This is a genomic window from Pseudanabaena cinerea FACHB-1277, from assembly GCF_014696345.1.
GTDB lineage: Bacteria > Cyanobacteriota > Cyanobacteriia > Pseudanabaenales > Pseudanabaenaceae > Pseudanabaena > Pseudanabaena cinerea.
This window is the reverse complement of the sequence record NZ_JACJPY010000011.1, coordinates 1-13,129: the sequence shown is the minus strand read 5'-3', so window position 1 is coordinate 13,129 and position 13,129 is coordinate 1. Positions and strand designations below refer to the sequence as shown.

General features: G+C 45.2%; 12 protein-coding genes. 7 read left to right on the top strand and 5 right to left on the bottom strand.

Annotated features, from left to right (window positions below; translation table 11 throughout):
• The first annotated feature begins 17 nt into the window (after positions 1-17).
• The gene (locus tag H6F44_RS05690) at positions 18-593 is read left to right on the top strand and encodes a molybdenum cofactor guanylyltransferase (protein ID WP_190349992.1); all 576 of its coding nucleotides are present in this window, start codon (positions 18-20) and stop codon (positions 591-593) included.
• Here the strand turns inward: H6F44_RS05690 and menC are convergent.
• Positions 582-1,571: an o-succinylbenzoate synthase gene (gene menC, locus H6F44_RS05685; protein WP_190349991.1), complete on the bottom strand. Its 990-nt coding sequence runs from the start codon at positions 1,569-1,571 to the stop codon at positions 582-584. The genes H6F44_RS05690 and menC overlap by 12 nt on opposite strands.
• Positions 1,572-1,649: 78 nt before the next feature.
• Between menC and H6F44_RS05680 the strand changes: the two genes are divergently transcribed.
• Positions 1,650-2,156 carry a DM13 domain-containing protein gene (locus H6F44_RS05680; RefSeq protein ID WP_190349990.1) on the top strand — a complete coding sequence of 169 codons (507 nt, stop codon included), beginning with the start codon at positions 1,650-1,652 and terminating at the stop codon, positions 2,154-2,156.
• A gap of 93 nt (positions 2,157-2,249) precedes the next feature.
• On the opposite strand, the gene pdxH is transcribed toward H6F44_RS05680, so the two are convergent.
• Positions 2,250-2,888 (bottom strand): pyridoxamine 5'-phosphate oxidase, encoded by a 639-nt coding sequence (gene pdxH, locus H6F44_RS05675; protein ID WP_190349989.1) that lies wholly within the window; start codon positions 2,886-2,888, stop codon positions 2,250-2,252.
• 117 nt (positions 2,889-3,005) lie between these two features.
• Positions 3,006-4,391, bottom strand: coding sequence for an aldehyde dehydrogenase (locus H6F44_RS05670; RefSeq protein WP_190349988.1), 1,386 nt, complete (start codon positions 4,389-4,391; stop codon positions 3,006-3,008).
• Positions 4,392-4,684: 293 nt separating this feature from the next.
• Here H6F44_RS05670 and H6F44_RS05665 point away from each other — a divergent pair, with 293 nt between their 5' ends.
• The gene (locus H6F44_RS05665; RefSeq protein ID WP_190349987.1) at positions 4,685-5,272 is read left to right on the top strand and encodes a hypothetical protein; all 588 of its coding nucleotides are present in this window, start codon (positions 4,685-4,687) and stop codon (positions 5,270-5,272) included.
• Positions 5,273-5,320: 48 nt separating this feature from the next.
• On the opposite strand, the gene H6F44_RS05660 is transcribed toward H6F44_RS05665, so the two are convergent.
• The gene (locus H6F44_RS05660; RefSeq protein ID WP_190349986.1) at positions 5,321-6,550 is read right to left on the bottom strand and encodes an LL-diaminopimelate aminotransferase; all 1,230 of its coding nucleotides are present in this window, start codon (positions 6,548-6,550) and stop codon (positions 5,321-5,323) included.
• Between the two features lie 234 nt (positions 6,551-6,784).
• Here H6F44_RS05660 and crtR point away from each other — a divergent pair, with 234 nt between their 5' ends.
• The 4 genes from crtR (at position 6,785) to H6F44_RS05640 (ending at position 11,912) form a co-directional block, all read left to right on the top strand.
• Complete coding sequence (gene crtR, locus H6F44_RS05655; RefSeq protein ID WP_190349985.1) at positions 6,785-7,723, top strand: beta-carotene hydroxylase; 939 nt, start codon at positions 6,785-6,787, stop codon at positions 7,721-7,723.
• Positions 7,724-7,939: 216 nt separating this feature from the next.
• On the top strand, positions 7,940-8,857 hold the full coding sequence (locus H6F44_RS05650) for an NAD(+) kinase (protein ID WP_190349984.1): 918 nt from the start codon (positions 7,940-7,942) through the stop codon (positions 8,855-8,857).
• 116 nt (positions 8,858-8,973) lie between these two features.
• A complete protein-coding gene (locus tag H6F44_RS05645; RefSeq protein ID WP_190349983.1) occupies positions 8,974-9,762 on the top strand; it encodes a pentapeptide repeat-containing protein in 789 nt (262 codons plus the stop codon).
• 143 nt (positions 9,763-9,905) lie between these two features.
• Positions 9,906-11,912 (top strand): ABC1 kinase family protein, encoded by a 2,007-nt coding sequence (locus H6F44_RS05640; RefSeq protein WP_190349982.1) that lies wholly within the window; start codon positions 9,906-9,908, stop codon positions 11,910-11,912.
• A 50-nt stretch (positions 11,913-11,962) separates the two neighbouring features.
• Here H6F44_RS05640 and H6F44_RS05635 read toward each other — a convergent pair whose 3' ends face one another.
• Positions 11,963-13,045 carry an MFS transporter gene (locus H6F44_RS05635; protein WP_407681862.1) on the bottom strand — a complete coding sequence of 361 codons (1,083 nt, stop codon included), beginning with the start codon at positions 13,043-13,045 and terminating at the stop codon, positions 11,963-11,965.
• Positions 13,046-13,129: the final 84 nt, after the last annotated feature.

Below are 13,129 nucleotides of genomic sequence, written 5' to 3'. Positions count from 1 at the left end.
TTAGCCGTATAAACATTATGCAAATCGCCGCGATCGCTCTTGCAGGGGGCAGAAGCTCAAGGATGGGGCAGGACAAGGCACTAATCTTAATTGATGGGGAGCCGATGTTGCGGCGTGTATGTTTGGCGGCGGCACAGGTGACAGAGCAAGGCTATGTGGTGGTGCGGGAACCAGCGCCATATCAACAGGCGATCGCTGGTAATTTTACCTTGGTGATTGATAACAAACTAGATGGCGCTTTGGTGGGTTTTAGTCTGGGCATAGAGGCGATCGCGCCTCCTGTGGATTGGATCTTACTATTGGCTTGCGATTTGCCGAATTTGCAAGGCGCGGTTTTACAGGCTTGGGCGCGTGATTTAGCAGCGTTACCGATGGCGGCGATCGCCTATTTGCCACGTTCTGCCGATGGCAAAAACTGGGAACCTTTATGCGGTTTTTATCGATGGCAAGCGCACATATCTCTTCATCAATTTATTGAGCAGGGAGGGCGCTCCTTTCAAAAATGGTTAAGTAAACATGAGGTGATCGAGATTACTTCAGTGCCGCCAAGGATGTTGCTAAATTGCAACAAGCCTGAAGATTTACCGCGCTAAGTGCAATGTTGATAACCCACAGGCTCTGGTAATTGGTAAAGTCGAGGCTAAATCCATTGCTCCTTGACAGGCGATCGCGCCATCGAGGGTTGTGGTGATCACCACATCTAAACCTGCATCTAGGGCAATTATCGCCGCTCGATGGGTGGTTAAAATGCCGCCTAAGACCATGGGCTTTAAAATTACAATATCGGCGGCTTGCCTATTAATTATTTGCTGTAACTGTGCAAGATGATTAACCGATTCATCCGCCGCGATCGCGATTGGTTGAGATCGCCGTAATCTTGCCATTGCCGCTAGGTCATCAAAGGGAACGGGCTGTTCCACATATTCAATATCCAAGGGTGCTAATTTGTTTAAATTGGCGATCGCCGCCGCCTCTGTCCAAGCTTGATTGGCATCAATGCGAATTTGGATATCATTGCCCACCTGCGATCGCACCGCCGCCACCCTCTGCCAATCTGTTGCAAAATCGTCAGATCCCACTTTAATTTTGAGACAGCGATAACCCGTTTGGATCTGACCTTGAGCTTTGATTACTGCTAATTGCGGAGCGATCGCGCCAATGACCGCATTCACCTTGGGCAGATGGATCACGCCACCAAAATGCTTGATTATTAATGGCGGTAATGTTAGCCCCTGCTGTTTGGCATAGAGATCGACTAAAGCAAGTTCTAAGCCATGCCTTGCCGCAGGATATGGTTCATATTCACTCAATAGATTCTCAATGTCAGCCAGACTTGATATCTGCATATTAACTAGCGATCGCTGAGCATTTGCCAAGCATTCCCTAGTCATCCCCAAAGGCTCCATTGCCAAACCATCAAGGGGAGTCGCCTCGCCATAGCCAACTAAACCTTGGCGATCGCCGATGCTAATTACAAAACCCTCACGACAAGCGATCTCCCCTCTTGCCGTTTGCAAAGGACTAGTCAAGGTAAAACGGTAAGGCTCAAAGGCAAGGCATTGAATAATCAAAATGCGATAATATTAGGTGAGTGTGAGCAAGTGTATCCATGTAATTTGACCAGCACCAATTTTGATGAATACGTGAACATGAAAAAATTTACTGCGATCGCTACAATGCTAATTTTAGCAATGGGATGCGCCAATGTTGCTCCCATAAACACTCAGACAGAGCCACCAACCGCAAGCCTTACCGCCGAGAGTCCAACTTCACCTAAAGCTGAAAAGGTGGCAACCGCCAAAATCAGGTCTGGAAGCTTTATCAGTGGCGAACATACGACCAGTGGTAAAACTCAAGTTATGCAAGAAAATGGAACTTATTTCATTGAGCTGGATCAAAACTTTAGCACTTCACCAAATGGCCCCGACCTATTCGTGATTTTGCATAAATCACCAAATATCCTGCAAATATCTAAGCCCCCTGACTACGCGATCGCTTCAGGTGACTATGTGGTAATCGCCCCTCTCAAAAGCTATAACGGAACACAGCGTTACGAGATCCCCAAGAACGTTCAATCCGAACAATTCAATTCTGTTGCTATTTGGTGTCGTCAATATAACGCCACCTTTGGTTTTGCGCCATTATCCAAAATCTAATAATTCTGCATCTAGAACTGTCAAGCGATCAATGTTTTTTAATGAGAACCGACATGAAAGCGCTGCTTCGCAGCTCTTTCATACTTTTATCCTTTATGGCGAGAGCCTCTGGATATTCCATTGTTGATCGTCTTGCAGGCTGTATAAAAAGCGATCGTGCAGCCGATTAGGGCAGCCCTGCCAAAACTCAAAGCTATCAGGCACAATGCGAAAACCACCCCAAAAATCTGGCAGAGGAATTTCCCCTTCTAAAAACTTACGCTTTACTTCTTCAAACTGCATTAGCAATAGCTGTTTAGAAGAAATCACTTCGCTTTGTTGAGAAGTCCAAGCACCTAGCTGACTACCACGGGGACGCGATGTAAAATATTCCCAAGATTCCTTTTGAGAGACTTTGACCGCTTTGCCTGTGATATGCACTTGGCGCTGAAGTGGTAGCCAAGTAAAAAGCAGAGAAACCTGGGGATTTTGTTCGATATGCTGTGCCTTACGGCTTTTGTAATTGGTAAAAAAGACTAAGCCCTGTTGGTCAAAATATTTCAAAAGCACTGTTCGGGCAAAGGGGCTTCCCTGTGGTGAAACCGTGGTAATGGTCATGGCATTGGGCTCTAGCAATTCGGCATTACAAGCTTGTTGAAACCATGTCTCAAATTGTTTAAATGGATCTTCCTGTAAATCCTTACGCCTTAGCTGACCTTTTTTATATTCTTCTCTCAGTGCATGGATATCCATATTAATTCCTAATTTATGCTTGATAAATATTACTAATTTAAAACCCAGAAAGATTTTGAGCAGCAACGCTTAGCGCCGATGCTCAAAATCTTTCTATTTCTCCTTTTCTAATACTAACTAAATGAATTTTTTTAAAGTCTCTAAACTCATTGTATAGGGAGGGTAACGCCACTTCAAATCAAAGCGGAAAGAGTTTTTGAGGATACTCTTGCGGTGGGAAAAGGTATCAAAGCTGGCTTTACCGTGATAGTTGCCGATGCCGCTATTGCCGACACCGCCAAAGGGCAGTTCAGGATTGCCAACATGGAGAATGATGTCATTAAAACAACCACCGCCATAGGCAACTTCCTGCACGATCCTTTGTTGAAGCTGCTCATTCTTGGAAAACAAGTATAGGGCAAGGGGTTTGGGCTGAGCGTTAACTAAGGCGATCGCCTCCTCAATTTGGTCATATTCCAAAATTGGCAAAATCGGACCAAAGATCTCATCCGCCATCACCTTAGCATCGGGGGAAACCTGATCAATTAAAGTCGGGGCAATGTAGCGATCGCCGCGATCATGTTGTCCACCAATTAAAATTTTGCCTTCATCGAGCAGTCCCACGAGGCGATCGAATTGGCGCTCATTGACGATACGCCCCAGATCGGCGCTTTGTTGAGGATTGTCACCAAAGAAAGTTTTGATATAGCTAATCAATTTCTCTAGCAAAATCGGCTTAATGCTTTTTTGCACCAATAAATAATCTGGCGCAATACAGGTTTGTCCGCAGTTATAGAATTTGCCCCAAATGATCCGTTTGGCTGTAATTTCGAGATCGCAGGTTGCGTCAACAATGCAAGGGCTTTTACCACCAAGCTCTAGGGTGACGGGGGTGAGGTGTTTCGCGGCGGCGGCCATCACAATTTTGCCGATCGCCGTGCCGCCAGTGAAGAAAATATGATCAAACTTCTCCGCTAGTAGAGCTTGATTGGTTTCAATGCCCCCTTCGATGACGGTAATAAAGCTGGGATCAAAGTTATTGTTAATGATCTGAGCAATTACCCGTGATGTATTAGGCGTATGCTCTGAGGGTTTGAGGATGGCACAGTTACCTGCGGCGATCGCCCCCAACAAAGGCTGAATCGTCAAGGAAAAGGGATAATTCCAAGGAGCAACAATCAAGACCACGCCCAAGGGCTCTGTATGGATATAGCTAGAGCTAGGAAACAGATTGAGGGGAGTACTCACCTTTTGCGGCTTCATCCAAGCCCGCAAATGCTTCAAAATATACTTGATTTCGCTAGTAGTCACTAAGACTTCACTGCCAAATGCTTCGATCGCAGGTTTTCGCAAATCTTGGTGCAGTGCATCAAGGATGATTTGATCATGCTCCTTGATCAGCCGTTCCAGCTTTTCTAGTTGCGTTTTCCGAAATTCATAGCTTTTGGTTTTACCAGTAGCAAAAAATTCACGCTGCAAAGCGATCTCTGCTTTGATATCCAGTTTCGATTCACTAATGACCATAGGTATTACTGAGGTGTTGCTGATGAGGGAGTGTATAGTCAATAATACCTACAGTATAGCTATAGCCACTTATATTGGGACAAATCACAGCCCAAGAAGCGAGTAGCGGCTCTTCGCGCCACTACTCGTCTTCTAGTTTTGTGTCCTAATAAGACTAGCGATCGCTATATATTATGAGTAACTATCGATGATCTGTTTGCCACATCAGGCAACTTAGATCGACTTAAACCTGTCATCAAAGGCATACCCTCATCCTGTATGCAATTTTCAATCCACCGACCATAAATTTAATCGTGAAACAATCATTCAACCTTCCTGCCAAGCATAGAATTATTACAGCGATCGCCTGCGTTGCGGTACTGTCTGCTTGTCAACAGCCCGAACCTCCTAAGGTAGAAACCGCCGCCACTCCTACCGCCAGCCCCACTGCCACGACTCCCGCCGCAACCCCCACCCCAGCAAAATCTCCTGAAGTTCAGGTCACTAAGTCTCCTGAGTCAACCGCCAGCCCGACTCCTGCCGCCGCCAATACGGGCGATCTCAGCTTAGATAAAATTGCAGGTGCGTATGACGTAGTTTTAGATCCTAAATTATTGGCTGAAGCCGAAAAAGATGGGGTGAAGTCAGTAACAGGCATATGGACAATTAAGCCTGAAGGCAAATTTGACGCAACCCTCAAGGCAGTCTCGATTAAAGGGGAGGAGCAGGAAATTAAAATTACTGGCAAAATGAGCATTGAAGATGGCAAAGTGACCTCACAGGTTGAACTAGCCAATGGTGAAAAGCCACCCCAAACCCCGCCCAAACAGCCCTACACCATATCCGCCGATGGCAAAGAATTACAGGCAGATGGTCAACCTGTAAAGTTAGTTAGAAAATAAGTTTGATAATGCGTGAACAAATAGGCGGTGCAATGCACCGCCTATTTGTTAGAACTTCTCAAGGATGCGCCGCATTGCCTCGTTCACATTGTCGCGGCTGTTGAATGCGGAAATACGGAAATAGCCTTCCCCTGCTGCACCAAAGCCTGAACCTGGTGTACCCACCACATGACAGTTATGGAGCAGCTTATCGAAGAAGTCCCAACTGGTCAGACCATCGGGAGTTTTGACCCACACATAGGGCGCATTGACACCGCCATATACCGCTAGACCTGCCTCAGTTAGGCGATCGCGAATGATTTGAGCATTTTCCATATAGAAATCGATCAGTGCCTTGATTTGCGCTTTCCCCTCTGCTGAATATACCGCTTCAGCACCGCGCTGAACAATGTAGGATACGCCATTAAATTTAGTGGATTGACGACGATTCCATAGCTTCCATACCTCGACATCCGCGCCATCTTTGGCTTTGCCGATCAAGTTTTTAGGAACTACGGTCAAAGCACAACGGGTTCCCGTAAAGCCAGCATTTTTAGAGAAAGAACGGAACTCGATCGCACATTCCTTTGCGCCTGCAATCTCATAAATGGAATGGGGAATACTGGGATCGGTGATGAAAGCTTCATAGGCGGCATCATAGAAAATAATCGATCCATTGGCTCTAGCATAGTCGACCCAAGCTTGCAGATATTCTCTAGTGGCAGTTGCACCCGTGGGATTGTTGGGGAAGCAGAGATAGATTAGATCCACCTTTTGTGTGGGCAGGGTGGCAGTGAAATTATTCTCAGCAGTAATTGGTAAATAAACTAACCCCTCATATTCGCCCTTGTCATTGATGTCGCCTGTATGCCCTGCCATCACGTTGGTGTCCACATAAACGGGATAAACAGGATCGGTAACGGCGATGACATTATCATTGCCAAAAATATCGAGGATATTGCCGCAGTCGCACTTAGAACCATCGGAAATAAAAATTTCGGAAGCGTCAATGTCACAACCTCTAGCTTGAAAATCATGGCTGGCAATTTTCTCACGCAACCATGCGTAGCCCTGTTCGGGACCATAGCCCTTAAAGGAATGGCGATCACCCATATCTTCCACAGCCTTGATCATGGCATCTCGACAAGCTTGGGGCAGAGGTTCGGTGACATCACCGATGCCAAGGCGAATTACTTGGGCTTCAGGATTTGCTTCGATGAAAGTGTTAACCCTTCGCGCAATTTCAGGAAATAAATAACCTGCTTTGAGCTTGAGGTAGTTGTCGTTGATAGTTGCCATGATGAATTGTCACCGATTAAAAATAGTTGCAATCTTACCCCAATACAGATAGCATGGGTCATAATAATAAACGTAATAAAACTAAACAATATACAAAGCTAGTTTCTAGCCTTGTACAAGCTTAGGCATAGGTTAGTTAAGCATGGGTTAGTTAAGCATAGGTTAGTTAAGTCTAACTATGGCGGATCCAAATTCATAAAATAAAAGATTAGAAATTCAGTAAGGAGTGACACAATGCAGCAGCAGGGCAAAGCCCTAACTGTTCCAGTCGGTTTGATGGGTGCAGCACAGGGATTTAATCCAACAATAATACTGTTACTAGGTTCTATCGTTTTGGGAACCGCATCAACGACAGGGTATTGGGTATGGGGCTGGTCACACTGGCTGGTATTCGTTTGCAATTTTTCTGCATTATATGTGCTAGGAACCGTCATCCATGATGCTTCCCATGGGGTCGCGCATCCCAATCGAATCGTTAACGCGGCGATCGGTCATATTTCGGCAATTTTGCAAGGATTTGTATTTCCCGTATTTACAAGGGTGCATATGCAGCATCATGCCCATGTTAATGATGAGGAAGATGATCCTGATCACTATGTTTCTACAGGCGGCCCCCTTTGGCTAATAGCTGCTCGATTCTTTTACCATGAGATCTTCTTTTTTCAGCGCCGTCTATGGCGCAACTATGAACTATTAGAATGGGCAGTTAGCCGTCTGATTGTGATTGCAACAATTGTGGTCGGTTACTATTGGGGCTTCTTGGGATATATGCTCAATTTCTGGTTTGTCCCCGCCGCCGTGATGGGTTTACTGCTGGGTCTGTTCTTTGATTACTTACCCCATCGCCCCTTTGTCGAGCGATCGCGTTGGAAAAATGCCAGAGTTTACCCTGGTCGATTTTTGAACATTTTGCTTTTAGGTCAAAACTATCACCTGATCCATCACCTTTGGCCAAACGTACCTTGGTACTACTACGAATCAGCTTATTATCAAATGAAGCCTTTGCTAGATGCCAATGGTTCTCCTCAGACCCTAGGTATCTTCAAAATGCCTGACCTTGCTGGGTTTCTCTATGATTTATTCCTTGGCATTCGTTTTCATGGTCACAAGGCAAAACATGAGTCAAAGTCTGCTAAGCGTTCAAAAAAGCCAGTTGACCTCACTGCTAATTAGCTGACTGGCTAACTAGTGTGTCATGCAAATGGACATATTGCCTTAAAAATAAGCCAGAACAAAGAAGCGATACCATGTGTCGCTTCTTTTGTTTGATGATTTGAGTCAGCGAGATTTTTTAAATTAAAAAACGGCGTTACCATTTTTTAATTGGGTATCAAAGATATAATTAGCAGATTGACGGAAATTTTGAATAGTCATAGGTAGTCATTAAGCGTGCCAAAAGTCGGGATTGTGTATAACGACGCAAAGCCTGTTGCCGAAAGTGTGGCGATGGATATGAGGTTGTGGCTGGAAAAGCACGATATCCAGACCGTATTGGCAACTGGTAAGGGCGGTATTTTGGGCTATGGCAAGCCAGACGCGCCCGTATGTCATACGCCCATAGATAGTTTAGTACCAATGGGTTTTGACTCTGAGGTAATGTTTGTCATTGCCTTGGGTGGTGATGGCACGGTTCTATCCACCTGCCGCCAAATTGCGCCCCTAGCCCTACCTGTACTAACTGTCAATACAGGGCATATGGGTTTTTTGACAGAGGTATATGTGACGAAGTGGCAGGAGGCGCTTGATCAGGTGTTGGAAGGGCGCTATGTAATTGAGCAGCGATCGATGATGACGGTTAGGGTTTATGACAGTAAAGGCTTGCTTTGGGAAGCTCTATCCTTGAATGAAATGGTGCTGCACCGTGAGCCGCTAACTAGTATGTGTCATTTTGAGGTGCAGATTGGTCATCATGTGCCTGTAGATATTGCCGCAGATGGGGTAATTATCTGTACGCCTACTGGCTCGACTGCCTATGCGCTTTCGGCAGGTGGACCTGTGATTGAGCCGGGAATTCCTGTCTTTCAGCTTGTGCCAATTTGCGCCCACTCGATGGCATCCCGCGCTTTGGTATTTGCTAATACTGAAAAAGTGATCGTCACTCCTGCCAACCGACATCGCTTGGTGCTAGTGGTGGATGGTAATGCAGGATGCTATGTGTATCCAGATTATCGGGTGGAGGTGGAGCGATCACATTATCCTGCTAGATTTATTCGTTTACAAAAAGGTGAATTTTTCCAAGTTTTGCGCGAAAAATTAGGTTGGGGGCTGCCCCATATTTCTAAGCCGACTACGGCAGAGCTGCCTTAGTCCAGTAATACCCAACTCCAAGATGACTATGCCTTTTCTTGGTTTGGTGTTACCAAGAAGCTCTAAATAGGTTATATAGCTAGGCTGCATAGGTTTGAGGCGGATTGGAATACTATATGAGTCAAGGTCTTAACTTTGCTAACCAAGATTTACGCGATCGCTCTTTTAAAGGGCGTAACCTCATTGGTGCGGATTTTAGTGGTGCTGATATTCGTGGTTGCAATTTTTACCGCGCTCAGCTTAAGTTTGCGAATTTTGCGAATGTCAGATCGGGATTAAGCGATCGCCAGATCCTATGGCATTCGCTGATTGCCTATGGCATATCAGCTATATTTGCAGGGACAGTGATGGTTTCTGCCATTCTATGTCTGGTGTTTGTCACAACTCTAATGATGACTTGGTTGAGTGGCAGTAATAGTTTTAGCCCAGATATTTTGACAGGGGTGGCGATCGCTGTAGTTGTGATTTTTGCAGTGAGTTTTGCGATCGCCTTTATGCTCGGTTGCAATGGGGGCATGGCATATGTGAGCCGTAGGCAAATTACTTTGGCAATTTTTATTTGTCTAGCAACTGCATTTTGTGCGGGGTTTTGGGGATCGCCTTTAGTCAAAATGTTGGTTCATGGTGCTTTTAAGGGGATCGCTAATTCTATGACCGAGAATATTTGGCTGGCCTCGTTAACATTTTTGGCAATTCAACCACTCCAAGTTTTTGGCAGTCTTTATTTATTTCAATGGAATTTATATCGCGCCCGAACATTGATTGGTACGCAGTTTCAATATGCCGATCTCACCAATGCGTCATTTCATAAGGCAAATTTGATTAGTTGTGATTTTTCCCATGCCCTTGTCACTGATGTGGATTGGCAACAGGCTTTAATTTTGCGCTGTAAGCTACAAATATAGGCACAGAGAGCGATCGCCAATTGTGTAACAAATTGTTAAAATAATCTATAGTTGATTTTTATTGAAATCTAGCTTTGCTAACAACTGATGGCAAAGGCACAAGCCCCGAAATTCGTTGATCCTGTTGAGATTATCCAAAGTCTATGCCTACCACCAAATCTGTCTTTGAGCTAGATCGCTACGATATTGAAGCGATCGCCCAGTATTACCGCAACCAGCCTTTGCGGGTTTGGTGGCGCTGCATCGTGATTTTTGTACCATTGGTTTGGTTGTTGATTAGACTACGCTTTAGTCAAAAGTCATCACCAACGCAATTAAAAAAACTAGCGATCGAGTCACGCAAATTATTAACCCGCCTTGGTCCTGCCTTCATCAAAATTGGGCAGGCGCTATCGACACGCCCCGACATTGTGCCGCCTGTTTTTATGGATGAGCTATCAGAACTACAGGATCAATTACCTGCATTTCCTAATGAAATTGCTTTTCAGTTTATTCGTGAAGCTTTAGGCGCAGAGCCGTTGGTAGTATATGCCGAGATTTCAGAAAACCCCATCGCCGCCGCTTCATTAGGACAGGTTTATAAAGGAAAGTTGCGATCGGGAGAGTTGGTGGCGATCAAAGTGCAACGTCCAGATATTGCCGCAGGAATTGCTCTTGATATGTATATTCTGCGTGGTATTGCCCTATGGCTACGCAAAACCTTCAAATTTGTGCGGAGCAACCTCGCTGCAATTCTTGATGAGTTTGCAAGTCGCATTTTTGAGGAAATGGACTATACCTTTGAAGGACATAATGCCGAGAAATTTGCGAAATATTACGGTGATCTTGAAGGCATTTACGTTCCTAAGATCTATTGGGAATACACCGCCAAACGGGTTTTGACGATGGAATGGATTGAGGGAATTAAGCTGACTAATGTGGAAAAGGTAAAGGCAGCAGGCTTTGACAGTCGCCAGATTATTGAAGTTGGCGTGCAATGTTCTCTCAAACAGCTATTAGACTATGGCTATTTTCATGCCGATCCTCATCCAGGCAACTTACTGGTAATGAGTGATGGCAAGCTTGCCTACTTAGATTTTGGGATGATGAGTGAGGTGTCTGCCGATCAGCGTTTTGGACTGATTGAGGCGATCGTGCATCTAGTTAATCGTGATTTTGATGCTTTGTCAAAGGACTATGTACGTTTGGGATTTTTGACTGAAGACATTGATTTTGCGGCGATCGTGCCTGCTTTATCTAGCGTTTTTAATCCTCCAGAGGGGCAGAGCTTAACCCAAATGGATTTTAAAGACATGACCGATCAACTATCCCAGATCATGTATGACTATCCCTTTCAAGTGCCAGCTTACTATGCGTTGATTATCCGATCGCTCGTCACCCTTGAGGGCATTGCCTTTAGTGTCGATCCTAAGTTCAAAGTATTGGCGGTTGCCTATCCTTATGTTGCCAATCGCTTGCTCAATGATTCGGCTCCCGAATTAAGAGCAGCCCTTAAGGATTTACTATTTCGCAATGGGGAATTTCGTTGGAATCGCCTTGAGAATCTGCTCACCAATGCCCAGACTAACCCTGAATATAACCTAACAGGAACCTTAGATAAGGGAATTGATTTTCTTCTATCCGATCGCAGTGAGTTTATGCACGATCGCATTATTGAGGAAATCGTTAAAGGCATTGAAATGGAAGCAAGTAAGCGTTTACCCTCAACATTACGGGATTCTTTGATTGGTAAGGCTGTTGGTTCGGGAACTCAATCAGGGAACACGAATTCTGGCAAGGAAGAATCTGTTTCTAGTCTTGGTTACATTGCTAAATTATGGAATATCCTCCAAAAGGATCAAGCGATCGCCCCCAATGAGATGCTGCCCCTAGCCACCCGTATTCTCAGTAAGCCCCAAACCTTAGCGATCGGGCGCGATGTAATGTCTAAGCTTGCCCAACGCTCAATCGTAAGGGCAGTTCGGCAAGTGTTGCTTAAGAATGAGCGCAACTATCAAGAGCTGAAGCAGGATCAAAAGCTAAATCAGCAATATCTTGATCAACTGCCCACATTTAATAGTTCTGGTAATTCTGGTGTTAGACCCAAAGGCGAAGAAAGAGAACTCGTTGGTGCGGGTCTAAGGCGACCAGTCAATGGGCGTAGCTGGTAATCAAAAATCCCGACTCCTTATTGTCTCTATTCACAGTGGATTTTTCACAGTTATCGCTCTCTGTTTGTGGCGATTGCGTAATCTTTTTGCTTGGCGATCGCTAGCATGAGAACGAGAAATGTACAAATCCCCGCGATGTAAAGGGGATAGCCGTAGGAGGAGGGATTATTTTGATTGACGACTAGCCCTGCAATTACAGGTCCAAAGGCATTGGATATGCTCAGATAAGAGGAATTGATTCCCAGCATTGTGCCTTGTTCTGCGGGACTAGTGTTGAGAGAAATTAAGGCACTGATCATCGGTTGCACGACTGAATTTAGCAAAGAGAAAAGAATACATACGGCGACAAAATAATAGAGGTTTACCCAAATCGGCATCAGGACAAAGGATAGACTGCGGATAAATAGACCTAAAAAGAGAATCTGTACTAATTGCAGACGTTTAGTCATTTGGGCAATGCCCAAGGTCTGCATGATTACGCCCAATACCCCAAACAGCAGAAACATCAAGGTCAGTGCATCACTATTTTGTTTGATTACATTAATAAAGTAGGGCTGAAAGGCAAAGGTAAACAGGGTAAAGGTTAAGCCTGTCAGGAAGTTGATCATTAATAAAATACCAATCTTGGGCATAAATAGCCCCTTTAGCAGACTTTCTAGACCAAGATCGAAAAAGTTGATTTTCTTGGGGGATTGGCTAGGGTTAGTTTTGAGGGTTTCAGGTAGCCCAAAAATGGTCAATATCAGAGCGATCGCCGCGATAACTGCGGATACCAAAAAGGACGCGCCGAAGGATTTGCCGAGGGGTGTATTTAGCGCCGCTTTTTGGGCAAGTAAACTAATCGCAGGTCCCATAATGAAGCCCATGCCAAAGGCGGCTCCATTAATACCAAAGGCTCTAGCGCGTTGCTCTGGTGGCGTGACATCAGAAATCACAGCCTGAGCAACGGAGGCATTTCCCCCTGTGATGCCATCAAGAAATCTGGCGAAGAATAATACTGCCGCAGTGGTGGCGGTTCCTGCCATGAGGTTGGCGATGACCGTACCTGCGAGACTGAGGATTAATAGGGGTCGCTCATGTGGGTAAATAGGTGAAAGGAGGGACAAGAAGACGGCGGAGGAAGTCAAAATCAATCCAACGTAAATTGTAAGCCCACTCAAACATGGCTACATAGAGATGCAGATACTTTTTATGGATACCGCGAAATGGACGAACAA